Below are 24,154 nucleotides of genomic sequence, written 5' to 3' on the forward strand. Positions count from 1 at the left end.
AGAGGGGGCGAAGTCGGGTAGAAGGGGCGATGGGGGGGTGGAGCGGCGGTGGCGGGTGCGGCGGGAGCGATGGCGGGCGTCGAGCGGGGGTGGTGGGTACCGGGGTGCGGTGGGGTGATGCTACTGAACAGCGGATCAGTATTGGGGTGGGGTCCGGAGGGTTTCGACGTGCCTGTCGACGGGCTGAATGGATCATCGGTGACGGTGGGACGCACCCCGCCCTGCCCGGAGTGTCGGAGGGGCCGACCATAATGGAGGGCCTCACCCACTCCACCGGGAGGTACCGTGACCGGTTTGCGTTCTTCGAGCTCCGGGCTGCGCGCGCTGCGGCCCGCCGCTTTCGGCGCGGACCCGGGTGGTGAGCGCCTTGCGCGTATCCGCAGGTCGCCGCACTTCAAGGACGGTGTCTTCCAGAACCCCGGCGGCCCCGCACGCACCCGGCCCTCCGGTTCCACGCTCGACCTCGCCAAGGTCTTCCTCGACAAGGACACCCGGCCGTTGCGGGCCCCCAAGGGCACCGTGCCGGTGCACCCCACCACCTTCGCCGACCTGGCCAAGCCGCCCGCCACCGGACTTCGGCTGACGTGGATGGGCCACTCCAGCGTGCTCGCGGAGATCGACGGTCACCGGGTGCTGTTCGACCCCGTCTGGGGCGAGCGCTGCTCCCCGTTCCCCTTCGCCGGCCCCAAGCGGCTGCACCCGGTGCCGGTGCCGCTGGCCGCGCTCGGCCCGGTCGACGTGATCGTCATCTCCCACGACCACTACGACCACCTGGACCTGCCCAGCATCAAGGCGCTGGCCGGCACCGACACCCTGTTCGCCGTGCCGCTCGGCGTCGGTGCCCACCTCGAACACTGGGGTGTCTCACCGGACCGGCTGCGCGAGCTCGACTGGCACGAGTCCACCCGCGTCGGCGGACTGACCCTCACCGCCACTCCCGCCCGCCACTTCTGCGGCCGGGGGCTGCGCAACGCGCAGCACACTCTCTGGGCGTCCTGGGCCGTCGCCGGCGAGGAGCACCGGATCTACCACAGTGGCGACACCGGCTACTTCGACGGTTTCAAGGAGATCGGCGCCGCTCACGGCCCGTTCGACGCCACGATGATCCAGATCGGTGCGTACAGCGAGTTCTGGCCGGACATCCACATGACCCCCGAGGAGGGCCTGCGCGCCCATCTCGATCTCCAGGGCGGGGCGCCGCACGGCGCGCTGCTGCCGATCCACTGGGGCACCTTCAACCTCGCCCCGCATCCCTGGGCGGAGCCGGGGGAGTGGACGAAGGAGGTCGCCGAGGAAGCCGGCCAGTCCGTGGCCCTGCCGCGCCCGGGCGAGCCCTTCGAACCCGCCGGCAAGCTGCCGGCGGAGGCGTGGTGGCGGGGCGTGTCGGGAGACGTGCGGCGCACCTGGCGATCGGTCGGAGCGTTCGTCGCGGAGCCGCCGACGCGGGCCTGACGCCCCTCCCGCCCGACCGCCACCAGCACAGGGGGAGCCGGACCGGCTCCCCCTTCGTGCTGCCCACCCGGTTCCACCCGCCGCGCCGGCCGGCCCCACGCCGAAAACCCAAGGCCATCGCGGCTACTCTCCGTAACTCCGCCGGGAGACGGCAGTGGATAAGCGGGGGTGCGGCGGGGCGGCACGGGCGGGTCGCGGACGGCCGACGCAGGACGGACGGCCGGACCGGCCGGACGGCGCGGTCCGGGCCACCCCGCTCTCGCGATCGCTTTTGATCAGGTCTTTTCGTTGGGTTTCGACTCGGTCGGCGAGGTGCCGACCGGGTTATCGGTCTGTCGTACGACGCTTCATACCAGAGCGGGACGCTCCCCGGATGCTTTTGTCAACTGCCCACCGCACGTGAGCCGCAGGCAACTACTGTGAGTGTCCGTCGCGGCGGGAGCCCGGTTCACCCGGTCCGCCGACCGACACGGCGATGACGCATGCCCGCCTCGCGCACCGCGCGAGGACCAGGCCCGACGGACCAGTACGAGGACGCAGATGTCTCACCTCCGAGCACCGGCCCCCCGCGCCGACCGTCGCGAGGGCGGCCGGCACGGGCGTCCGGCGGCCCGACCCGCTCCCGCACTGCCCGAAACGCACATACGGTCCCAGCTCATGCGGCTCGCCGTCCTGCCACCCCTCGCGGTCGCGCTCAGCGCCAGCGCGGCGGTGATGTTCAGCATCCGCTCCACCGGGGCACGCACCGGTCCCGTCCTGTGGGCCGTGCTCTCCGGAGCGGTCGCCGTGGCCGTCGCCGGCATCCTGATCGCCGCCGTGGCCGCCGACCGCGCCGCACGCATGGTCACCGACCGCGTCGACGCACTCCGCCGTACCGCCGCACGCGGCGAGGCCGACCTGCACGCCCTCGTCGACGCGCTGCGACAGGGCGAGGCCCCGCCCCAGCGCAACCCGCGCCGCCGGCCGCCCGCGGACGCCGACGACTTCGAACTGCTCGCCGCGGACCTGGCCCGCGCGCACGACGGCGCCGTCACCGCCGTCGTACGGGCGGCCCAGCTCTCCAGTCAGACGGGCAGCGAACAGAAGCTGGAGGTGTTCGTCAACCTCGCCCGGCGGCTGCAGTCCCTGGTGCACCGGGAGATCTCGATCCTCGACGACCTCGAGAACGAGATCGAGGACCCGGACCTGCTCAAGGGCCTGTTCCACGTGGACCACCTGGCCACCCGGATCCGGCGGCACGCCGAGAACCTCGCCGTGCTCGGCGGCGCCGTGTCCCGCCGCCAGTGGAGCAACCCGGTCAGCATGACCGAGGTGCTGCGCTCCGCCATCGCCGAGGTCGAGCAGTACTCCCGGGTCAAGCTGGTGCCGCCCATCGACGGCGAACTGCGCGGGCACGCCGTCGCCGACGTCATCCACCTGCTCGCCGAACTCATCGAGAACGCCTCGGTGTTCTCCGCCCCGCACACCCAGGTGCTGCTGCGCGCCAACCTCGTCACCTCCGGGCTGGCCGTGGAGGTCGAGGACCGCGGCCTCGGCATGCCCGTCGGCGAGCAGAACCGGATGAACGCCCTGCTCGCCGACCCCGACCAGGTCAACGTCGCCAGTCTGCTGGCCGACGGCCGCATCGGTCTCTACGTCGTCTCCCAGCTCGCCCGCCGGCACGGCATCCACGTACGGCTGCAGAGCAACATCTACGGCGGTGTACAGGCCGTACTCGTCGTCCCGCAGGCGCTGTTGGGCAACGTGCCGGCCACGCCGGCCGTCCCGGTCGCGCACGGCACGGACGCGGGCGCGGGCGCGGGAGGCGCAGGAGAGGACAGGGGCGCGGGCGCCGGCGCGGATACCGCCGTACCGCAGCCGCAGCCGCAGCCGCAGGCCGCGATCGCCGCGGACACCGGGTCGGGGCGGCAGGCGCGGGTGTCCGTCCCCCCGCCCGCGCGGGAACCGGGGAGCGGGGCGGGGAACGAGGTCTCCTCCCGCACCGCTGCCGGCGTCGAGCGCGGCACCGGGAACGGCGTCCCTGCCGGGAACGGCTCTCCGGCCGGGACCGACGCGGTGACCGGGAGCGGCGCGGTGACCGGGAACGCCCCGGGGGCCGGGAGCGGCGCGGTGATCGGGAACGCCCCGGTGGCCGGGAGCGGCGCGGTGATCGGGAGCGGCGGCGTTACCGGGAGCGAAGGCGAGTCCGCGGCGGGTGTCGCGGAGACTCCGGCCACCGGGCGGCGGCGGCACGCGCAGCGCGGATCCGGGCGGCGCGGCGCGGAGAACGGAGCGCGCGGACGGCACGGGGACGCCCCCGCCCCGCTTCCCGTGCGCGGCGCGGACAGGTCGCGGCCCACCCCCGCCGCGGCCGTACCCGGCGTCAGCGCCGAGGACCGGGCGGTGGTGGAGGCGCAGGGCGGAGTCCTGCCCACCCCGCGCGTCGGGCCTGTCCGCGGCACCATCGACAAGCCGCGGCTGCCCCGCCGGCGCGCCCAGGAGCACATCGTGCCCCAGCTGCGCGGCGGACCGCTGCCCCGCCAGGACAGCGGCACCGTCGCTGGCCACGACCCCGGTCTGATGGCCGCCTTCCAGCGCGGAATCGGACTCGCCGAGGCCCAGCAGAGCCTCGAATCCGAGTACGCCGGGACGGAGTACGCGGAGCCGCGGTACAGCGAGAACGAGTACACCGAGCCGGAGTGCACCGAGCGGCATCACGGCACTCCTGCGCACGGCACGCCCCTCGCCGACACCTCCGTGCTCAGGGCAGCGGCGTACGGACACATGGACTCGGACCACACAGGCTCTCTCCATATGGCCCGGAACCACACGACCCTGGACCACATGGGCTCGGAGCACACGGTCTCCGGCCACATGAGCTCAAGCTCGGACCACACACTCCGGGACCACATGGGACCAGACCACACGGGCCCGGACCACACGGCCCCAAACCACATGGGACCAGACCACACGGGCCCGGATCACACGGCCCCGGACCACATGGGCCCGGAGCACACGGTCTCCGGCCGCACGGGCTCAAGCTCGGACCACACAGGCCAAGGCGCGGGCCACACGGGCTCGTCCCGCACGGGCGCCGACTCCATGGACCCGTCACCCATACCCCCGGCGCACGCTCACGCGCCCGCGATCGACGGCATTCGCGGTACCGGCCGCCCCGAGGGGAGCGCCCCGGCCGGATGAACACTTCCGCACCAGCACGTCGTACCCCCACCCCCAGCGCTCCCGCAGATCTTCGTACCCCAAGGAGTCGATCCACCATGGCGAGCGATGCGCCGACCGTCCACGCATCCGACCTCGACTGGCTGCTGAGCGGCCTCGTGCAGCGCGTGCCCCACACCACCAGCGCCGTACTCCTGTCCTGCGACGGACTGGTGAAGTCCGTCCACGGTCTGGACATCGACAGCGCGGACCACATGGCGGCCCTGGCCTCCGGTCTGTACTCACTCGGCCGCAGCGCGGGCGTCCGGTTCGGCGACGGCGGCGAGGTCCGCCAGGTCGTCGTCGAACTCGACGCCACCCTGCTCTTCGTCACCACCGCCGGCTCCGGCACCTGTCTCGCCGTGCTGGCCGGCCGCGAGGCCGACGCGGCGGTGCTCGGCTACGAGATGGCGATGCTGGTCAAGAGCGTGCGCCCCTACCTGGTGACCGCTCCCCGGCAGCCCGCCGTGGACTCCGCGGCGACGAGGCATTGAGGGTGGCCGCAGCCGGCGACGGGCCGTGGCTGGACGAGGCGGCCGGGCGGCTGGTGCGCCCGTTCACGGTCAGCAACGGCCGCACCAAGCCCAGCATCGCCCTCGACCTGATGTCGCAGGTGATGGCCACCGGCGTCACCCCGCTGGGCTATCTCGGTCCGGAGCACGCGCAGGCACTCGACCTGTGCCGCGTGCCCGTCTCGGTCGCCGAGGTGGCCGCCCAGCTGAAACTGCCCGCCGTGGTCACCAAGGTGCTGCTCTCGGACCTGGTCGACTGCGGCGCGCTGACCACCAAGCCGCCCGCCTACCAACACACCCCCACTGACCGGTCTCTGCTGGAGGCAGTGCTCGATGGACTACGACGACAGCTCTGACCCGTTCCCCACCGCGCTCAAGATCCTGGTCGCGGGCGGGTTCGGCGTCGGCAAGACGACCTTCGTGGGCGCGGTCAGCGAGATCGCGCCGCTCAGTACGGAGGAGCTGCTCACCACGGTCAGCGTCGGCACGGACAGTCTCGACGGCGTCGAGAACAAGATGGAGACCACCGTCGCCATGGACTTCGGCCGGATCACCCTCGATGCGGAACACGTGCTGTACCTGTTCGGCACGCCGGGGCAGGAGCGGTTCTGGTTCATGTGGGACGAACTGTCCGAGGGCGCCCTCGGCGCCGTGATCCTCGCCGACACCCGCCGGCTCCAGGACTGCTTCGCCGCCGTGGACTTCTTCGAGGAGCGCGGACTCGCCTTCATCGTCGCCATCAACGAGTTCGACGGATCCCACCGCTACGACGCCGAGGAGGTGCGGGCCGCCATCGACCTCGACCCGGCGGTCCCGGTGGTGCGCTGCGACGCCCGGATCTCCAGCTCCGGCGTGCAGACCCTGCTCACCCTCGTACGTCACCTCCTCGCCCATGCCCCGGCGCCCGCGCCGAGCCATGGCGCCCACATGTGATCCCGCCCTACCGCCCACGGAGCCCCTGTATGAGGTATGCCCACAGCCACGGAGCCCGGCCATGAGCTACGAGCCGCCCCGACCCGTCCGGGGTCTGCTGCTCACCCCCGAGGACAAGGAGGCGCCCGCCCGCGTCCACCGCCTGCGCCGACTCGGTCTCGCGGACCGGCCCGACCCCGCGCTGGACGCCTTCGCCTGCCACCTCGCCCAGCTCACCGGCGCGCTCTACGCCATGGTCAACTTCATCGGCGAGGACCACCAGTTCTTCGCCGGCCTGAGCGCCCCCGCCACCGCGCCCATCGTGCGTGAGGACGGCAGCAGAGCGGCGATCGGCCGGGTGCTGCCCCGCGACCATGGCTTCTGCCCCCATGTGGTGGTGCGCCACAAGGCCCTGGTGCTGGAGGACGTGCGCGACTATCCGCGGTTCGCGGGCAATCCGGTCGTCGACGAGTTCGGTGTCCGCTCCTACATCGGCGCCCCGCTCATCGACAGCTCCGGCATGGCGCTCGGCACCCTGTGTGCCGCCGACACAGCACCCCGCGCCTGGGGCAGAGCGGGCCTGGACACCATCAAGGCGCTCGCCGCCGATCTCGTCGTACGCCTCGAACGGAGCAGCGAGGACGGACTGCGTCTGTGACGCGAGGAGCGGGAGTGAGGGGCGTGGAGACGGGCGTTTCCAGGGGCACCGCGCAGGTCTGAAGCAAAGCTGAGGCGCCGGTTAAGAAAAGCTCGATGGACCACGGCTCGCGCATGCGGCAGATTGCGAGGTGATTCCACCCCTCTGCCCCGGTGCGGGCTGCTTCGGCATGCCGGCGGGCCGGGACCTCACTCACAGGAGCCGTAGCGTTGAAGGCGCTGGTCAAGGAGAAGGCGGAGCCGGGACTCCGGCTGACGGACGTCCCGGAGCCCGCCATCGGCCCCGGTGACGTACTGATCAAGGTCATGCGGACCGGTATCTGCGGCACCGATCTGCACATCCGTGCCTGGGACGGCTGGGCCCAGCAGGCGATCCGCACACCGCTCGTGGTCGGCCACGAGTTCGTCGGGCAGGTCGTCGAGGTCGGGCGGGACGTGTCCGAGATCCGCATCGGCGACCGGGTCAGCGGCGAGGGCCACCTGGTGTGCGGCAGATGCCGCAACTGCCTGGCCGGCCGCCGCCACCTGTGCCGGGCCACCGTCGGTCTCGGTGTCGGCCGCGACGGCGCGTTCGCGGAGTACGTCGCCCTGCCCGCGTCCAACGTCTGGGTGCACCGGGTCCCCGTCGACCTCGACGTCGCCGCGATCTTCGACCCGTTCGGCAACGCCGTCCACACTGCGCTGTCCTTCCCGCTGGTCGGTGAGGACGTCCTGATCACCGGTGCCGGACCGATCGGCCTGATGGCCGCCGCCGTGGCCCGGCACGCGGGCGCCCGCAACGTCGTCATCACCGACGTCAGCGAGGAGCGCCTGGAGATCGCCCGCAAGATAGGAGTCAGCCTCGCCCTCAACGTCGCCGAGTCCACCATCGGCGACGGGCAGCGCGAACTGGGCCTGCGCGAGGGCTTCGACGTCGGACTGGAGATGTCCGGCCGCCCCGAGGCCATGCGGGACATGATCGCCAACATGACGCACGGCGGCCGGATCGCCATGCTCGGTCTGCCCGCCCAGGAGTTCCCGGTGGACTGGGCCCGGATCGTCACCTCGATGATCACCATCAAGGGCATCTACGGCCGTGAGATGTTCGAGACCTGGTACGCGATGTCGGTGCTGCTGGAGGGCGGCCTGGACCTCGCGCCGGTGATCACCGGCCGGTACGACTACCGCGACTTCGAGACCGCCTTCGCCGACGCGGCGAGCGGCAAGGGCGGCAAGGTCATCCTCGACTGGACCGCGTGAGCCGCCGCGCCGCACCGCGCGAGCCGTAGCCCGAACTCCCCTGCCCCGTCAGCACTTTCAGGAGCCCCCATGTTCGAAACCGTCCGCGACGACCTGCGCGCCACCCTCGACGAGATCCGCGCCGCCGGGCTGCACAAGCCCGAGCGGGTCATCGACACCCCGCAGTCGGCGACCGTGAACGTCAGCGCCGGCGGCCGTCCCGGCGAGGTCCTCAACTTCTGCGCCAACAACTACCTCGGCCTCGCCGACCACCCCGAGGTGATCGCCGCCGCGCACCAGGCACTGGACCGCTGGGGCTACGGCATGGCCTCCGTCCGCTTCATCTGCGGCACCCAGGAGGTGCACAAGGAGCTGGAGGCCCGGCTGTCGGCGTTCCTCGGCCAGGAGGACACGATCCTCTACTCCTCCTGCTTCGACGCCAACGGCGGTGTCTTCGAGACCCTGCTCGGCGAGGAGGACGCGGTGATCTCCGACGCCCTCAACCACGCCTCCATCATCGACGGCATCCGCCTGTCCAAGGCCCGCCGCTTCCGCTACGCCAACCGTGACCTCGCCGACCTGGAGACCAAGCTCAAGGAGGCGTCCGACGCCCGGCGCCGCCTGATCGTCACCGACGGCGTCTTCTCCATGGACGGCTACGTCGCACCGCTCGCCGAGATCTGCGACCTCGCCGACCGCTACGACGCGATGGTCATGGTCGACGACTCGCACGCCGTCGGCTTCGTCGGCCCGACCGGCCGCGGCACCCCCGAGCTGCACGGCGTCATGGACCGCGTCGACATCATCACCGGCACGCTCGGCAAGGCCCTCGGCGGCGCCTCCGGCGGCTATGTCGCCGCCCGCGCCGAGATCGTCGCCCTGCTGCGCCAGCGCTCCCGCCCGTACCTGTTCTCCAACACCCTCGCCCCGGTGATCGCCGCCGCCTCCCTGAAGGTCCTGGACCTGCTGGAGGCCGCCGACGACCTGCGCGTCCGGCTCGCGGAGAACACCGCGCTGTTCCGCCGCCGGATGACCGACGAGGGCTTCGACGTCCTCCCCGGCGACCACGCCATCGCGCCCGTCATGATCGGTGACGCGGCGAAGGCGGCCCGGATGGCCGAACTGCTGCTGGAGCGCGGGGTCTACGTGATCGGCTTCTCCTACCCGGTCGTCCCGCAGGGGCAGGCCCGCATCCGCGTCCAGCTGTCCGCCGCGCACTCCACGGAGGACGTGAACCGCGCGGTCGACGCCTTCATCGCGGCGCGCGCCGAACTGGAGTCCTGACCAGGGCGGACGCCCTGGGATAATGGGGGCATGATCGAGGCACGGCGGCTCCACATCCTCCGTGCGGTGGCCGACCACCGCACGGTCACCGCGGCGGCCGCCGCGCTCTACCTCACCCCCTCCGCCGTCTCCCAGCAGCTGACCGCGCTGGAGCAGGAGACCGGCCACCGCCTGGTCGAGCGCGGCGCCAGGGGGGTCCGGCTGACCCCGGCCGGCGAGATCCTGCTCAGCCACACCAACGCCGTCCTCGCCCAGCTGGAACGCGCCGAGGCCGAGCTGGCCGCCTACGGCTCGGGCGAGGCGGGCACCGTCACGGTGGCGGCCTTCGCGACCGGCATCGCCCAGGTGGTGGCCCCTGCGGTGGCCCGCCTCGCCGCCGTGGCACCGGGCATACGGATCCGGGTCCAGGACGCGGAGGGCGACGCCAGCCTGCCCATGGTGCTGGACCGGCAGGTGGATGTGGCGGTCGCCGTCGAGTACCGGGGGGCTCCGTCCGCCGACGACCCCCGGCTGACCCACGTCCCGCTCTACGCCGAGCCGTTCGACGCGGTCGTACCCCTCCAGCACCGCCTGGCGGACGCCCCCGAGGTGCCCCTCGCCGAGCTGGCCAAGGACGCCTGGATCGGCCCGTACCCCGGCAACCCCTGCCACGACGTGGTGGTCCTCGCCTGTGAGAGCGCCGGCTTCCAGCCCCGCCTCGAACACTCCTCCGACGACTTCCGGGCGGTCGTCGCCCTGGCCTCCGCCGACGCGGGCGTGGCCCTCGTACCACGTTCCGCGCTGCGCGGCATGGACCTCACCGGCGTGGTCGTACGCCCCGTCGACGGCGTCGCCCCGACCCGCCGCGTCTTCGCCGCCGTCCGCCGGGGAGCCGAGGGGCACCCGCTGATCCGCCCGGTGCTGGAGGCGCTCGGCGAGGCGGCCCTCACCTGAGGCTCCCGCGGCCCGGCCGCCGCAGGTCCGCGACCTCCTGACTGTCAGTGGCAGGGGCTACGGTGCGGAGCATGCCGGATGCAGAAGACGTACGCCGAATCGCCCTCTCCCTCCCGGACACCACGGAGAAGGTGGCATGGAACATGCCCACGTTCCGGGTGGCGGGGAAGATGTTCGCGACCCTTCCCGAGGACGAGACGTCCATCGCCGTGCGCTGCCCCAAGGAGGAACGGGACGAACTGGTGCTGGCCGAGCCGGGGAAGTTCTGGATCGCGGGCCACGAGGCCCAGTTCGCCTGGGTGAGAGCGAGACTCTCCGCCCTGGAGGACGAGAACGAGCTGCGGGACATCCTGGCCGACTCCTGGCGGCAGGCCGCTCCGCCCCGACTCCTGGACACCCACCCCAAGTTGGGGCTGCTGTCCGCGGACTGAAAAGCCCGGCGGAGCGCCGCCGGGGAGTGGCATGCTCCCGCGCGACGAAGACGAACGCGTCCTCGCGGCGGGCGCGGTGGGCGGGGCGGGCGCGGTGGGCGGGGCGGTCGCGGTGGGCGGGGCGGTCGCGGCCGCCCCGGGGACGCCCGGACGGCCGGCAGCCGGCCAGGGAGGGGAGCACCCGGATGACCGGAACGGACGCGCGGCGCGACATGGCCGCCCGGCACGTGCGCGACCACACGGCAACGGCACCGGCCGTGTGGTCGCGGGACTTCGCGCTGTTCTTCGTGGCCCGCGCCGTCGCCCGCCTGGGCGACACCATGCTGCCCGTCGCCCTCGCCGCGGGCCTGCTGGAGCACGGGTACGGCGCGGGCGCGGTCGGCCTCGCCATGGCCGCGACGGCGGCGGCCTTCGCCGGGCTGGTCGTCTTCGGCGGGGTCGTCGCCGACCGGTTCAGCACCCGCAGACTGATGATCGGCGCCGACCTCGTCCGGCTCGGCACCCAGTCCGTCGCCGCCGGGCTGTTCTTCACCGGGCACGTGGTGCTGTGGCAGATCTGCGCCGTCGGCGTCGTCAACGGCGTGGCCGGCGCGGTATTCCAGCCCGGTGTGGCCAGCACCGTGCCCCGCCTCGCCGCGGACGTGCAGGGCGCGAACGGCGCGATCCGGATCGCCGAGTCCGCCGCCCAGCTCGCGGGCCCGGCCGCCGCCGGCGTCCTGGTCGGTCTCGCCTCGCCCGGCGGTGTCTTCGCCGCGCACGCCACCACCTACGCGCTCAGCGCGCTGTGCCTGCTGCTGCTCCGGCTGCCCCCGCTGCCCGCCGGTGCCCGGACCGCCACCGGCTCCGCCCTGCGCGCCTTCCGCGCCGACCTCGTCGACGGCTGGCGGGAGTTCCGCTCCCGCACCTGGCTGTGGGGAGTGATCGCCGTCTGGTGCCTGTACATGATCGCTGTCTGGGGCCCGACCGTCCCCCTGGTGGCGGCCGAGGTCGTCCGCGACCATGGCCCGGGGGCCTACGGACTGGTCAACTCCGCTCTCGGCGCGGGCACGGTGCTCGGCGGTCTGCTCGCCTTCCGGCTGCGTCCGCGCCGGATGCTCCGCGCGGGTGCGTTCGCCCTCTTCGCCTTCTTCGGCTTCCCGGCGGCCGTCGGCACGGGCCTCGGCGTGGCGGCCATGGCGGCGGGGGCCGCGCTCGCCGGTGCCGGCCTGTCCTTCTGGGGCGTGATGTGGGCGACCACCGTCCAGACGCAGGTCCCGGCCGACACCCTCAACCGCATCCACGCCTATGACGTGGCCGGCTCGCTCGCGATGATGCCGGTCGGCCAGGCCCTCGCGGGTCCTGCGGCCGGAGCACTGGGCGCGGGCCGCGTCCTGCTGTCCGCCGCCGCCGTGAGCCTGGCCGTGGCGGCGATGATGCTCGCGATACCGGCGATACGCGACCTGGTCCGGGTCGACGCGAGCACGGCCGCCCACTGAGCCCCCGCGCCCGCCCTCGGCTCCCGCGGCTCACCCGCGCCCCGGCGCGCTTCCTCGCCTTCCGCGGCTCACCCGTCCACCGGCGCGCTTCCTCGGCTCCCGCGGCTCACCCGCGCCCCGGCGCGCTTCCTCGCCTTCCGCGCTCACCCGTCCACCCGCACCCGCCCCGCGCCGACGAAGCGGCCGATCCGCTCCCGCAGGGATCCCGCGTCCAGGCCGTGTGCGGCCACGTGCTCCTCGACCGTGCCGTAGCGGCGCAGTTCACGGCGGCCGACGCCGAGGCCGAGCACCCGGTGCGGGACGTCGACCAGCGCCTCGCTCACCGCGGCCGTCGACGTGCCCGCCAGATACGGCTCGACCAGCACGACATCCGTACCGGCCGCCTCGGTCGCCCGGCGCAGCCCGGCCGTGTCGAAGGGACGCACGGTGGTCGCGTACAGCACGGTCACGTCCAGGCCCTCCGTGGCGGCGAGGACCGCGTCCAGCACCGGGCCGACGGCGAGGACGACACCCGAGCGGCCCTCGCGGACCGGGACGAAGTGCTGCCCGTCGATCAGCCGGCCCTGCCGGTTGGCCTGCACGGACAACCGGACGTACACCTTGTCGTCGCCCGCGGCGACCGCATGGTGCAGCAGTGTCTCGGCCTCGTCCGGATGTCCGGGGACATGCACGGTCCAGCCGTCCAGCGTGTCCAGGAGCGCGACATCGCCGGGCGCCATATGGGTGAGGCCGCCGGCGGGCCAGTCGAAGGACGCCGCCGCGCTCACCAGCACCGCGCCGGTGTCCTGGTGCCCCAGATCCAGCTTGACCTGCTCGAACGGCCGCTCCACCAGGAAGCTGGCGAAGGTGTGCACGACGGGCCGCAGCCCGGTGAGTGCCAGTCCCGCCGCCGCCCCGACCAGCAGCTGTTCGCGGATGCCGACGTTGATCACCCGGTCGGGGTGCCGGCGCTCGGCGTCGCGGAAGCCGTCCCGGCCGATCTCGGCGAGGACGACGGCGACCCGTGGGTCCTCGTCCAGCATCCGGGAGACGACGGGGGCGAAACGGTCGCGCATGGTGTCCATGGAGGTGTGCCCTTTCCGGAGAGCGGGGGAGGAGTCAGGCGTTCTTCGGCTCGACACGGGCCACGACCACGTGCGGCCGGTCCGGGTGCGGTGCGGTGAACGCGGCGTACAGCGCCTCGTGGTCGCGCCCGTCGACGGTCACCGCGGACCAGCCCGCGGCCTCGAACCGGGCGGCGATCCCGCCGGGCAGCGCGTGGCTGGCGGAGGAGTTGTCGATCACGACCGTGTGCAGCCGGTCCAGGCGGGCCGGCCCGGCGAAGGCGATCGCCTCGTGGTTGCTGCCCTCGTCCAGCTCGGCGTCCCCGATGAGCGCCCACACCGCCGGGTCGGTCCGGCCCTGGGCGCGCAGGCCCAGCGCGGTGCCCACGGCGATGGGCAGCCCGTGCCCGAGCGACCCGCTGCCGATCTCGGCGCCCGGTACCAGCACGCGGTCCGGGTGGTGCCCGAGTGGGGAGTCGTAGGAGCCGAAGCCCGGCAGCCAGTCCACCGGCAGGAACCCCTTGGCGGCGAGCACGGCGTAGTACGCCATCGGCCCGTGCCCCTTGCTGAGCAGGAAGCGGTCCCGGGCCGGATCCTCGCGCCGCTCGGGCGTGACCCGGAGGACCCGGTCGTACAGCACCCACAGCACGTCCAGCGTGGAGGTGGCCGCCGGGCCGTGCTTCTCGTCGCCGGTCATCAGCCCCATCAGCCGGGGCAGGTCGTCATAGCCGTACGTGCGGCTCAGGGCGGTCGTGTCCGCTGCGGTCGTCATGCCGACGATCCTGTGACCTCAACCAAACTTGAGGTCAAGAAGAAAAGCGGTGCGCGACCATCCACCCGAGTGCGGTATGGTTTCCCTGCACGTTTCGACCGGGGAAACCCCAGGTCAAACGGCACCGGGACGTGGCGCAGCTTGGTAGCGCACTTGACTGGGGGTCAAGGGGTCGCAGGTTCAAATCCTGTCGTCCCGACTCTGCGTTTCGCAGGTCGGAGGCCGTTCTCTCGCGAAGGAGAGGACGGCCTTTCGTATGTGCGGGGGAGTCGTGCCGGGCGGAGGGCCGGACTTGATCATTCAGCCCGGGTCGGTAAAGGTGGGGCCCGGGGCGTCCTCGCTCGGACGTGCCCGTCGGCACGACGGAACGGGGAGAGCACATGACCGACTCGCAGGAACTGAGGCAACGCTGGATCCGGCGGTACCACCCCGCGCCGGACAGTGAGGTCACGGTGGTCTGCTTCCCGCACGCCGGCGGATCGGCCAGCTACTTCCAGCCACTGTCGGCTCGCCTGACCCCGCGCGCCGAAGTGCTGGCGCTGCAGTACCCGGGGCGCCAGGACCGCCGCTCGGAACCCGCGCTCACCAGCGTCGACGCCCTGGTGGACGGCATCGTCGACGCGCTGCGCGACCACGCCGGCCGTCCCCTGGTGTTCTTCGGGCACAGCATGGGCGGCACCCTCGCCTTCGAGACCGCGCGCCGCATGGAGGCGGAACTGGACGGGCGGCTGCTCGGGCTGGTCGTCTCCGGGCGCCGGTCGCCCGGCAGTCCGCGTCAGGAGGCCGTGCACCTGCGGGACGACGCCGGGCTCATCGCACAGATACGCAAACTGGACGGCACCTCCTCGGCGTTGCTGGACGACGAGGACGTGGTGCGCATGATCATTCCCGCGCTGCGCGCCGACTACACCGCGGTGGAGCGCTACGCCTACCGCCCGGGGCCTGCGCTGAGCTGCCCGCTGCGGGTCTACACCGGCGACACCGACCCGCAGGTGCGTGCGGACGAGGCGACGGCCTGGGCCGAGTACACGCGTGCCGACTTCCGGGTCCGCACGTTCACCGGCGGCCACTTCTATCTCGCCGAACGCGGCGACGAGGTGATCGCGGCCCTGCGTGAGGACATGACGGCCTTTCAGGAGCGTGCCAGCAGCGGTGCCGGCCGCTGACCCGGCGGCCCTGGGACAGCTGGGCCGCTGATCCGGCGGTCCAGGGACAGCCGGGCCGCTGACCCGGCGGCGCTGAGACAGCTGGGCCGCTGCCCCGGCAATCCGGGGGCAGCCCGCGCCGGTTGTCCCAGCCCGCGCCGGTTGTCCCGGCCCGCGCCGGCCGGGACGGCCGGCGCGGGCCGGGCCGTCAGCGACGGCCGGCGAACCGGGCCACGAGTTCCCGCTTCAGCACCTTCCCGCTCGGCCCGAGCGGGAAGTCCTCGACGAACTCCACCAGGCGCGGGTACTTGTGCCCGGCGACCCGTTCCCTGCTCCAGGACACGATGTCCGCCGCGAGGTCCGCACCCGGCGCCGCGTCGGGCCGGGCCCGCACCACGGCGCACACCTCTTCGCCGTACCGGTCGTCGGGGAGACCGATGACGGCGACCTGGGCGACGGCCGGGTGGTGCATGAGCACGTCCTCGACCTCGCGCGGATAGACGTTGTAGCCGCCGCGCAGCACCATGTCCTTCTTGCGGTCCACGATGGTCAGGTATCCGTCGGCGTCCTTCACACCCAGGTCGCCCGAGCGGAACCAGCCGTCGACCAGCACGGCCGCGGTGGCCTCCGGCCGGCCCAGGTAACCGGCCATGACGTTGTGTCCCCGTACGACGATCTCCCCGATCTCGCCGGCCGGCAGCAGCTCGACACGGTCCTCGACGTCGGCGGCGGCGATCTCCGCTTCCACGCCCCAGATGGGACGCCCCACCGTGCCCGGACGGCGTGGCCACGCCTTCTGGTTGTACGCCACCACCGGCGACGTCTCCGTGAGGCCGTACCCCTCGTAGATCGGGCAGCCGTAGACCTCCTGGAAGTCCTCCAGCACCTTGACCGGCAGGGCCGACCCGCCGGAGAAGGCACGGTCGAGGGCGGGGCGCCGGACGTCGTCGGCGGCGGCGTCCAGAAGAGCGAGGAACATGGTCGGGACGCCCATGAACACGGTGCAGCCCTCGGTGACCATGAGGTCGAGCGCGGCGGGGCCGTCGAAGCGGTTCATGAGCACCAGGGTGCCCCCGGCCAGGAAACAGGCGCTCATCCCACAGGTCTGACCGAAGGTGTGGAACAGCGGCAGGCAGCCGAGGAGCACGTCGTCGGGGCCCAGGTCGAACGGCGAGCGCATCGTGGTGCTGATGTTCATCACCAGGTTGAGCTGAGTGATCATCGCGCCCTTGGGCCGGCCGGTGGTGCCCGAGGTGTAGAGCACCAGGGCCAGGTCGTCGGGCGCGCGCGGGACCAGCCGGTCCAGGGGCTCCGCCCGCGCGGCCAGGACGTCCAGGCGTGGCGGCGCGCCCACGCCGGCGGTCCCGTCGGCGTCGGCCGGTGCCATGACGGTGAGCAGCGCGACCCCCGCCAGCTCCGCCGCCTTCGCGCCCTGGGGAAACATCGGTCCGGCGCACACCAGAGCCTTCGCCCCGGAGTCGCGCAGGACGTGGACGATCTCCTCCGCGCGCAGCAGCCCGTGCACCGGGACCGCCACCGCACCCAGGGCCAGCACGCCGTAGTACGCCATCGGGAAGTGCGGTGTGTTGGGCAGCAGCAGGGCGATCCGGTCGCCGGGACGCACCCCGTGCTCCCGCAGCACCGTCGCGTACCGGCGGGTGGCCTGCCACAGCTCCGCGTAGGTGAAGCGCTCCGGGCCGGACACGAGCGCCGGGTGATCGGGGCGTCGCCCGGCGGACTCGGCGAGGACGGAAGCGGCCGTCAGCATCAGGCGACGCCCGTGTGCAGCGCCGCCAGTGCCTGCTTGTCGGGCTTGCCCGCGCCCGTCAGCGGCAGGGTGTCGTGGAACGTGACCACGGCGGGTGCGTGCTGGGGGGACAGCTCGGCGGTGACGTGGCCGACCAGTGTGCCGGCGTCGGTGTCCGTGCCCGTCCGGCGCACGACGGCGGCGTGGATGTGTTCCACGCGGTCCTCGTCCACGACGCAGTACACGGCGGCCTGGGCGACCTCCGGGTGGGTCAGCAGCGCGTTCTCGACATCCGTCGGATGGACCCGGATGCCGTTGGTCTTCATCACCTCGCCCAGCCGGCCGTGCAGGCGCAGATACCCCTTGCCGTCGAGGGAGCCGAGGTCACCGGTGTGCACCCAGCCGTCGCGGACGGTCGCCGCGGTCAGCTCGGGCTCGCCCCAGTAGCCGAGCATGGTGAAGGGGGTGCGCACGCACACCTCGCCGATCTCCCCGGGGGCGAGGTCGCGGTGGTCCTCCACGTCGCGTATGCGCACCTCGGCGGTCAGGCGTCCGACGGTGGCCCGCAGTTCGGCATCGAAGTGGTCCGGCGGGATCAGCACGCTGATGCCGCTGGTCTCGGTGGTGCCGTAGAACTGCAGGAGCACCGGACCGAACGCCTCGACGGCCTCCGCCAGCCGGGCCGGGGCCGCGGGGCAGCCGCCGTAGGAGATGATCCTGATGCTGGACCGGTCCGTGGCGGCGAGATCCGGGTGGTCGACCAGCATGTACAGCTGCGGCGGGGTGAGGGTGAGCGCGGAGACGCGGTGGCGTTCCACCGCGCGCAGCACCTCGCCCGCTTCGAACCCGTCGTGCAGGACGACCGTTCCGCCGGAGGCGAGGGCGAGGTCGACGCCGGAGCCGTTGGAGTGGCTCACCGGCAGCGTCGACAGGTACACGACGGGCTCGGGAGAGTTCAGGCCCGCCTGGAGGTAGAGGCTCCGGACGCGGTACGGCAGGGTGACGCCCTTGGGCTTGCCGCTGGTGCCGCTGGTGAAGAGGACGACGGCCGGCTTCTCGGGGTCGGCCTCGACGGCGCCGAGGTCGAAGGAGTCCGGATCACCCGCCGACAGGTCCAGGACGTCGGGGCCGAGGGCGTCGAGCGCGGCGAGCCGGGGCGGTTCGGGCAGCCGTGCGCACAGCTCGCGGGCCGCGTCCACGTTCGCCTTGTCCACGGCGAGGAACGCCGGCCGGGTCGTGGTGAGGATCTCGCGGCGGGCGGCGGCGGCCAGCTGGTCGGTGGGATCCACCGCGTTCGTGGAGTGCAGGTGCACCACCGTCGCCCCGGCGAGGTTGGCGGCATAACGCAGGATTACGGTGGCCGGGCTATTGGTGACGGTCAGGATCGCCACAATCGGAGCTGCATCCTCCGTAAAGTTCCGGCGCAGCATTTCCGCCGCGGTGAGAACCGTCCTGGAGAACTCGCCCGCGGTGTACTCCTCACCGTCCCGCAACAGGGCGATCCGGTCGGGATCGGACGTCAGCGCCTCCAGTACCCGGCGTGCGTAATTCTCGTTCGAAGTCACCGAAACTCCACTTCACAGCGCATTTTGGTCGGAGCAGGATTACATGATCACGTGCACGAGGCAACAGGCGGCTGAGTGAATGTCAGTTTGCGTACCCTGGGTCCGGGTTGCCGCATGTGTGCGCCGAATAAGCGTCGCCTCTGCGGAGGTTGGACGCCAAAGACAAAGAGATGGTATACAGACCTTACTTCCCCTGCCTCCTCAAAATCGAGGATGGCGAGCCGCTGACCCCCGCACGATTCCAGGGATGACGCGTCCGGCCGGGGTGGCCGCAAGTCGGCCGTAGCCGCGCGGTCTCACCTCAGATCACAGTCGCCTGTACGTGCACGTGGCCTCAGTCAGCCCGAAAGCGAAGCGAGTAAACGTGACGACTCAATATCTGGACCTCTTTTCCCGCCTCATCGAAGGCTCTGACGGGGGAAAGAGGGAGTTCCTGGAGATCGGCCGGCTCGCCGGGCGGTTCCCCGCGGCCAGCCTGCGCGACATCGAGGGCACGGACAGCATCAGCGTCTGGTGCAGCAACGACTACCTCGGCATGGGCCAACACCCCGCCGTGCTCGAGGCGATGAAGGAGGCGGTCGACAAGTTCGGTGCGGGCGCCGGAGGTTCCCGCAACATCGGTGGCACCAACCACTACCACGTGCAGCTGGAGAAGGAGCTCGCCGCGCTCCACGGCAAGGACGACGCCCTCCTGTTCACGTCAGGCTACACCGCCAACGACGGCGCCCTGTCGGTCATCGCCGGCCGCCTGGACGGCTGTGTCGTCTTCTCCGACGCGCTCAACCACGCCTCCATCATCGACGGCCTGCGCCACAGCCGCGCCGAGAAGCGGATCTTCCGCCACAACGACACCGCGCACCTGGAAGAGCTGCTCGCGGCGGCCGACCCGGACGTGCCCAAGCTCATCGTCGCCGAGTCCGTGTACTCGATGAACGGCGACATCGCACCGCTGCCGGAGATCGCCGACATCGCCAAGCGGTACGGGGCGATGACCTATCTCGACGAGGTGCACGCGGTGGGCATGTACGGCCCCGAGGGCGCCGGCATCGCCGCCCGGCAGGGCATCGCCGACGACTTCACCGTCATCATGGGCACCCTCGCCAAGGGCTTCGGCACCACCGGCGGCTACATCGCCGGCCCCGCCGACGTGATCGAGGCCGTGCGCATGTTCTCCCGCTCCTTCATCTTCACCACCGCCCTGCCGCCCGCCGTGGCCGCGGCCGCCCTGGCCGCCGTACGCCACCTGCGGTCCTCCGATGCCGAACGTGAACAGCTGTGGTCGAACGCACAGTTGATGCACCGGCTGCTGAACGAGCGGGGCATTCCCTTCATTTCGGACCAGACGCACATCGTCTCCGTCCTGGTCCGGGACGAGGCCCTCTGCAAGCGGATGTCCGCCGAGCTGCTCGACCGGCACGGCATCTACGTCCAGGCGATCAACGCGCCGAGCGTGCGGGTGGGCGAGGAGATCCTGCGGGTGGCCCCCGGTGCCGTGCACACCGCCGACGAGGTGCGCGGATTCGTCGACGCCCTGGACCAGGTCTGGGAGCGGCTGGGCGCCGACCGTCTGCCCCTCGGCACCGCAAAATGATCTTGGTCGTATAAACTCCCCGGCACGGCAGCCTGTTGACCTCCCGTCAGCTTCCTCGCCCGAAGCCTTCGCTTGACACGAGATCGCTGACGGGGGTTGGATGAAATTGCCGAACAGCCAAGCGACTCGCAGGTAGTTGTGACCTGCAAGAAGTGACGGAGGCCACATGGACCCCCGTCGACGATCGCCGCTAAGCGGTGTTTGCCCACCCTTCACCGGGCGGGCTGGAACGGGGGTTCTGAGTGACACTTGCGTATGTTCTCGACGGCGGCATGAATGATCAGCCAGGAGCCGGTACCGAGCTGTATGAACTTTTTCCCAGCGTGCAGCGGACCTATGCCCGGATAGCGGACTGGACCGGTCTCGACGTTCAGCGCATCTTCCATGAACAAAGAGAACCCGGACAGGAGCACCGCCAAGGAGTCGGTGCTGTTCGACAGGCCGCCGCCGTTCTCGGAATCGCCGACGTACTCGCCGAAGAATACGGAATCACGCCTACTGCGGTATGCGGGCTCAGTTTCGGCGCACTCGTCGCCGCAAGCCTCGCCGGATCAGTGGAGCGGCAAGACCTTTTCACCTTCCTGATGCGTTTGCGAGAGGTGCCGGGTCCTTCTCCGGACTCCCCGCGACAAGCCGTCGCCATGCTCCGCATTCCCGTCGACACCGACCCCGGTGCATTCGTCGCGGACGTCCCCGACGTCCATCTCTCCGCAGACCTCGGCCGCGTGAGCAGCACCGGCAGCGAACGCATGGTGCTGCTCGGCGGCTACCGCAGCGCCCTGGAAACCTTCGGTGCCACCCTGCCGCCCGGCGCCCTGCACATCGCCGAGGAGCACGGCAGCGCCTTCCACTCACCGCTGCAACGCCACATCACCGACTTCCTTGCGCCCACGCTGGACGCCATGACCTTCAGGGACCCTCGCGTCCCCGTCCACTCGTGCATGGAGCGCAAGGCGCTCACCACGGGTGAGGAGATCCGCGACCTGTTCCGCCGCAACCCGACCGACCCGGTCAGCGTGCCGCACATGATCGGCGGCCTCGAGGACGCGGGCACCCAGCTCGGCCTGGTCCTCGGCCCCGCCGCCTTCGGCACCTTCCAGAACGCCGACTTCCCCGTGGTCCACGTCGAATCCCCGGACCACGTCTTCGAGGCCATGACAGCCGTGTACGACTTCGGTATCGACCTGCCCCCGGTGGAACCCACCTCCAGCGAAACAGTGGCGGGGTGAAGACGGTGAAGGACGTCACTCCTCTCATCGACGAATGGCTCGGCCAGGACATCGACGCCTGGACCCGCCGCGTGGTCCGCCGCCACTTCGACCCCGACACCGGCAGCCCGTACTGGCTCAAGCGGGCAACCGAACTCGCCGTCGACCCACGCGACATCACCCGCTACGACGACCTCGCCGCCTTCGGCCCCATGCCGCTCGGCGAACTGCGCACCCTCGACCCCACCGACCTCGTACCCCTCGCCGTACCCCGGCCCCTGGCCGGCCGCATCTGGGACTCCGGCGGCACCACGGGCAGCCCCTGCCGCGTCTTCTACACCGAGCCGATGCTCCGGCAGCGCGCCGCCTGGCGCCGCTGGGTCATCGAACGCGAAGGCTTCCGACCCGGCCGGGGCTGGCTCCAGGCCACTCCCACCGGCCCGCACCTCATCGGCCACGGCGCCGTGGACCTCGCGGACCTGTACGACGGCCGCGTCTACGGCATCGACTTCGACCCCCGCTGGGTCAAGCGGCTGCTGCGCGACGGCAGGCTGAAGGACGCCCAGGAGTACACCTCGCACATCGTCGACCAGATGGCCGCCGTACTGGAGAGCCAGCCCGTCGACTACCTCGTCACCACCCCCGCACTCCTCCAGGCCGTCATCAAGGCCCGGCCGGAACTGGTGGCGCGACTGAGCGGCGTACGGCTCAGCGGCACCCACGCCACCGCGGCGATGCGCCGCTCCTTCGCCCAGGCCCTGGACGGCGGAATCGTCGCCGTCACCTACGCCAACACCTTCGGCAACACGGTCGGCCTCCCCGTGGAGAACGACGGCGCGCTGATGCCCTACCTGCCCAACTACCCGCAGGTCACCATGGCGGTGGTCGACAAGGACGACTGGTCCAGGGTCGTGGCCTACGGCGAACAGGGCCAGGTCCGCCTGACCGTCCTGCACGACGACCTCTTCCTGCCGAACATCCTGGAACGCGACCTCGCCGTCCGCTACGACACCGGCGACGCCTGGCCGTGCGACGGCGTCGCCAACGTACGACCCCTGCAGGTCGTCCGGTCGGCACCGGAGGGGATCTACTAGCCGCCCGGGGCCGGCCCGCACAGGGGCCGCCCCGGTACGCACCGCAAGCCCGGGGCGGACACACGGCCGGCCACCCGCCGCCCACCCACCACCGACCCGCCGTGACCCGCCGGCCCTCGGCCCGCCGGGACACAACAACCTGTCCCGGCACGCCCCGCACCAGGGCCACGCGGCTGCGGACCGGCGGCGCCCGACGGGCCCCCGACGGGCCCCCGACGGACCCACCGGCTCCGGTGAACCGGATCCCCGCCGGACCCGAAGGACCTGGCGCACAAGGCGTCTCCCCCCAACTCACCACCCGATCAACGCACACCCACCGGAGCCGGGAGCACCTCGCGTCGCGCCCGGCCCCCCTGTCCTGGTCCCAGGGAGTCATCCTCATGAAGCGTTCCGAGGCCGCCTTCGCACACACGGCGGAAGCGGCGGACACTCCGATCGCCGTCGTAGGACTCTCCTGCCGCCTTCCCGGCGCCCCCGACCCCACCGCCTTCCGGGACCTGCTGCGCACCGGCACCGACGCCATCACCGACGTGCCCCGGGAGCGCTGGGACGCCGACGACCTCCACGTCGACCAGGACACCACCCGCCCCGGCACGGTCAGCACCCGCCGCGGCGGCTTCCTGCCCCAGGAACACGTCGACCACTTCGACGCGGCCTTCTTCGGCATCTCACCCCGCGAAGCCGCCGCCATGGACCCCCAGCAGCGCCTCGTCCTGGAACTGACCTGGGAGGCCCTGGAAGACGCGGGCATCGCACCCGACCGGCTCCGCGCCACCGACACCGGCGTCTACATCGGCGTCATCGCCGACGACTACGCCACCCTGCAACGACAGCGCGGCCTCGCGGCCATCGACCGTCACAGCTTCACCGGACTGCAGCGCAGCATCATCGCCAACCGAGTCTCCTACCACCTCGGCCTGCGCGGCCCCAGCCTCACCCTCGACGCCGGCCAGGCGTCCTCCCTCGTCGCCGTCCACCTGGCCTGCGAAAGCCTGCGCCGCGGCGAGAGCACGATCGCCGTCGCCGGCGGCGTCAACCTCATCCTCGCCCCGGAGAGCAGCGTCAGCGTCGCCAAGTTCGGCGGCCTGTCACCCGACGGCACCAGCTACACCTTCGACGCCCGCGCCAACGGCTACGTCCGCGGCGAAGGCGGCGGCGCCGTCGTCCTCAAGCCCCTCCCCGCGGCCCTCGCGGACGGCGACCCCGTCTACTGCGTCATCCGCGGCAGCGCCGTCAACAACGACGGCGGCGGCACCCACCTCACCACGCCCCATCAGAGCGCACAGGAAGACGTCCTGCGCCGCGCCTACCAGCATGCCGCCGTGGACCCCGCCCGCGTCCAGTACGTCGAACTCCACGGCACCGGCACCAGGACCGGCGACCCGATCGAGGCCGCGGCCCTCGGCGCCGTCCTGGGCAGCGCACGACGCCAAGCCGGCACACCCCTCCTGGTCGGCTCCGCCAAGACGAACGTCGGCCACCTGGAGGGTGCCGCCGGCATCGTCGGATTCATCAAGACAGCGCTCGGTCTGAAGCACCGGGAACTCTTCCCCAGCCTCAACTACCGCACCCCCAACCCCGACATCCCGCTGGACGACCTCAACCTCCGCGTCCAGACCGACACGCGGCCCTGGACCTCCGACCCCGACACGGACGCGCCCCTCACCGCCGGTGTCAGCGCCATCGGCGTCGGCGGCACGAACTGCCATGTCGTACTGGAAGAGGCACCTTCGCGTGCGGGTGCGGGAGTTGGTGCGGATTCGGCATCGGGTGCGGACTCGGCCGGGGATGTCGTGGCGCCGCCGGTGGTGCCGTGGGTGGTGTCGGCGAAGTCCGAGGCCGCGCTGCGTGGGCAGGCGGAGCGGTTGGCCGCGGCTGTGGGCGGGTTGTCGCCGGTGGATGTCGGGTTCTCGCTGG

The 24,154-nt window shown here is 72.0% G+C and carries 20 protein-coding genes and 1 tRNA gene; 17 read left to right on the forward strand and 4 right to left on the reverse strand.

The window, feature by feature from the left end; all coding sequences use genetic code 11:
- The first annotated feature begins 285 nt into the window (after positions 1-285).
- The 11 genes from GT045_RS22930 to GT045_RS22980 all read left to right on the forward strand — a co-directional run bounded on the left by GT045_RS22930 (position 286) and on the right by GT045_RS22980 (position 12,072).
- The gene (locus tag GT045_RS22930) at positions 286-1,452 is read left to right on the forward strand and encodes an MBL fold metallo-hydrolase (protein ID WP_161335287.1); all 1,167 of its coding nucleotides are present in this window, start codon (positions 286-288) and stop codon (positions 1,450-1,452) included.
- A gap of 540 nt (positions 1,453-1,992) precedes the next feature.
- Positions 1,993-4,632, forward strand: coding sequence for an ATP-binding protein (locus GT045_RS22935; protein ID WP_161335288.1), 2,640 nt, complete (start codon positions 1,993-1,995; stop codon positions 4,630-4,632).
- Positions 4,633-4,709: 77 nt separating this feature from the next.
- The gene (locus tag GT045_RS22940; RefSeq protein WP_161298129.1) at positions 4,710-5,144 is read left to right on the forward strand and encodes a roadblock/LC7 domain-containing protein; all 435 of its coding nucleotides are present in this window, start codon (positions 4,710-4,712) and stop codon (positions 5,142-5,144) included.
- A gap of 2 nt (positions 5,145-5,146) precedes the next feature.
- Positions 5,147-5,518 (forward strand): DUF742 domain-containing protein, encoded by a 372-nt coding sequence (locus GT045_RS22945; protein ID WP_161298128.1) that lies wholly within the window; start codon positions 5,147-5,149, stop codon positions 5,516-5,518.
- The gene (locus tag GT045_RS22950; protein ID WP_161298127.1) at positions 5,496-6,095 is read left to right on the forward strand and encodes an ATP/GTP-binding protein; all 600 of its coding nucleotides are present in this window, start codon (positions 5,496-5,498) and stop codon (positions 6,093-6,095) included. The genes GT045_RS22945 and GT045_RS22950 overlap by 23 nt, the downstream gene beginning before the upstream one ends.
- Positions 6,096-6,156: 61 nt before the next feature.
- Entirely contained in the window at positions 6,157-6,732 is a 576-nt protein-coding gene (locus GT045_RS22955) for a GAF domain-containing protein (RefSeq protein WP_161298126.1), read from the forward strand.
- Between the two features lie 209 nt (positions 6,733-6,941).
- A complete protein-coding gene (tdh, locus tag GT045_RS22960) occupies positions 6,942-7,970 on the forward strand; it encodes an L-threonine 3-dehydrogenase (RefSeq protein WP_161335289.1) in 1,029 nt (342 codons plus the stop codon).
- 69 nt (positions 7,971-8,039) lie between these two features.
- Complete coding sequence (locus GT045_RS22965) at positions 8,040-9,233, forward strand: glycine C-acetyltransferase (protein ID WP_161298124.1); 1,194 nt, start codon at positions 8,040-8,042, stop codon at positions 9,231-9,233.
- 30 nt (positions 9,234-9,263) lie between these two features.
- The gene (locus GT045_RS22970; RefSeq protein WP_161298123.1) at positions 9,264-10,166 is read left to right on the forward strand and encodes a LysR family transcriptional regulator; all 903 of its coding nucleotides are present in this window, start codon (positions 9,264-9,266) and stop codon (positions 10,164-10,166) included.
- A gap of 71 nt (positions 10,167-10,237) precedes the next feature.
- Positions 10,238-10,597 carry an MmcQ/YjbR family DNA-binding protein gene (locus GT045_RS22975; RefSeq protein ID WP_161335290.1) on the forward strand — a complete coding sequence of 120 codons (360 nt, stop codon included), beginning with the start codon at positions 10,238-10,240 and terminating at the stop codon, positions 10,595-10,597.
- A gap of 212 nt (positions 10,598-10,809) precedes the next feature.
- Positions 10,810-12,072 carry an MFS transporter gene (locus GT045_RS22980; RefSeq protein WP_237538803.1) on the forward strand — a complete coding sequence of 421 codons (1,263 nt, stop codon included), beginning with the start codon at positions 10,810-10,812 and terminating at the stop codon, positions 12,070-12,072.
- Positions 12,073-12,215: 143 nt separating this feature from the next.
- Here GT045_RS22980 and GT045_RS22985 read toward each other — a convergent pair whose 3' ends face one another.
- Positions 12,216-13,136: a transketolase gene (locus GT045_RS22985; RefSeq protein ID WP_161295125.1), complete on the reverse strand. Its 921-nt coding sequence runs from the start codon at positions 13,134-13,136 to the stop codon at positions 12,216-12,218.
- Positions 13,137-13,170: 34 nt separating this feature from the next.
- Complete coding sequence (locus tag GT045_RS22990) at positions 13,171-13,887, reverse strand: transketolase (RefSeq protein WP_161335291.1); 717 nt, start codon at positions 13,885-13,887, stop codon at positions 13,171-13,173.
- Positions 13,888-14,012: 125 nt separating this feature from the next.
- On the opposite strand from GT045_RS22990, the gene GT045_RS22995 reads away from it, so the two are divergent.
- Both GT045_RS22995 and GT045_RS23000 read left to right on the forward strand, forming a co-directional pair.
- A tRNA-Pro gene (locus GT045_RS22995) sits at positions 14,013-14,086 on the forward strand.
- Positions 14,087-14,267: 181 nt separating this feature from the next.
- A complete protein-coding gene (locus GT045_RS23000; RefSeq protein WP_161335292.1) occupies positions 14,268-15,053 on the forward strand; it encodes an alpha/beta fold hydrolase in 786 nt (261 codons plus the stop codon).
- 187 nt (positions 15,054-15,240) lie between these two features.
- Here the strand turns inward: GT045_RS23000 and GT045_RS23005 are convergent, their stop codons facing one another.
- A complete protein-coding gene (locus tag GT045_RS23005) occupies positions 15,241-16,803 on the reverse strand; it encodes a long-chain fatty acid--CoA ligase (protein WP_161335295.1) in 1,563 nt (520 codons plus the stop codon).
- On the reverse strand, positions 16,800-18,344 hold the full coding sequence (locus GT045_RS23010; protein ID WP_161293763.1) for a fatty acid--CoA ligase family protein: 1,545 nt from the start codon (positions 18,342-18,344) through the stop codon (positions 16,800-16,802). Before GT045_RS23010 ends, GT045_RS23005 begins: the two co-directional genes overlap by 4 nt.
- Before the next feature lie 364 nt (positions 18,345-18,708).
- On the opposite strand from GT045_RS23010, the gene hemA reads away from it, so the two are divergent.
- The 4 genes from hemA to GT045_RS23030 all read left to right on the forward strand — a co-directional run.
- Positions 18,709-19,935, forward strand: coding sequence for a 5-aminolevulinate synthase (hemA, locus tag GT045_RS23015; protein ID WP_161335293.1), 1,227 nt, complete (start codon positions 18,709-18,711; stop codon positions 19,933-19,935).
- 641 nt (positions 19,936-20,576) lie between these two features.
- Entirely contained in the window at positions 20,577-21,164 is a 588-nt protein-coding gene (locus GT045_RS23020) for a hypothetical protein (RefSeq protein WP_161293767.1), read from the forward strand.
- Positions 21,161-22,237 (forward strand): arylcarboxylate reductase, encoded by a 1,077-nt coding sequence (locus GT045_RS23025; protein ID WP_161293769.1) that lies wholly within the window; start codon positions 21,161-21,163, stop codon positions 22,235-22,237. Before GT045_RS23020 ends, GT045_RS23025 begins: the two co-directional genes overlap by 4 nt.
- A gap of 380 nt (positions 22,238-22,617) precedes the next feature.
- On the forward strand, positions 22,618-24,154 hold a 1,537-nt coding region (locus tag GT045_RS23030), incomplete at its 3' end, for a polyketide synthase (RefSeq protein ID WP_161335294.1).

Origin of the sequence: Streptomyces sp. SID486, from assembly GCF_009865385.1 — a bacterium.
In the GTDB taxonomy this organism is placed as follows: Bacteria; Actinomycetota; Actinomycetes; order Streptomycetales; family Streptomycetaceae; genus Streptomyces.

What these genes read in the sequence shown, in the direction of transcription:
- GT045_RS22935 (WP_161335288.1), top strand. Translation starts at nt 1,993, where the DNA reads ATGTCTCACCTCCGAGCACCGGCCCCCCGCGCCGACCGTCGCGAGGGC.
- GT045_RS22940 (WP_161298129.1), top strand. Translation starts at nt 4,710, where the DNA reads ATGGCGAGCGATGCGCCGACCGTCCACGCATCCGACCTCGACTGGCTG.
- GT045_RS22950 (WP_161298127.1), top strand. Translation starts at nt 5,496, where the DNA reads ATGGACTACGACGACAGCTCTGACCCGTTCCCCACCGCGCTCAAGATC.
- GT045_RS22955 (WP_161298126.1), top strand. Translation starts at nt 6,157, where the DNA reads ATGAGCTACGAGCCGCCCCGACCCGTCCGGGGTCTGCTGCTCACCCCC.
- GT045_RS22965 (WP_161298124.1), top strand. Translation starts at nt 8,040, where the DNA reads ATGTTCGAAACCGTCCGCGACGACCTGCGCGCCACCCTCGACGAGATC.
- GT045_RS22970 (WP_161298123.1), top strand. Translation starts at nt 9,264, where the DNA reads ATGATCGAGGCACGGCGGCTCCACATCCTCCGTGCGGTGGCCGACCAC.
- GT045_RS22975 (WP_161335290.1), top strand. Translation starts at nt 10,238, where the DNA reads ATGCCGGATGCAGAAGACGTACGCCGAATCGCCCTCTCCCTCCCGGAC.
- GT045_RS22980 (WP_237538803.1), top strand. Translation starts at nt 10,810, where the DNA reads ATGGCCGCCCGGCACGTGCGCGACCACACGGCAACGGCACCGGCCGTG.
- GT045_RS22985 (WP_161295125.1), bottom strand. Translation starts at nt 13,136, where the DNA reads ATGGACACCATGCGCGACCGTTTCGCCCCCGTCGTCTCCCGGATGCTG.
- GT045_RS22990 (WP_161335291.1), bottom strand. Translation starts at nt 13,887, where the DNA reads ATGACGACCGCAGCGGACACGACCGCCCTGAGCCGCACGTACGGCTAT.
- GT045_RS23000 (WP_161335292.1), top strand. Translation starts at nt 14,268, where the DNA reads ATGACCGACTCGCAGGAACTGAGGCAACGCTGGATCCGGCGGTACCAC.
- GT045_RS23020 (WP_161293767.1), top strand. Translation starts at nt 20,577, where the DNA reads ATGCTCCGCATTCCCGTCGACACCGACCCCGGTGCATTCGTCGCGGAC.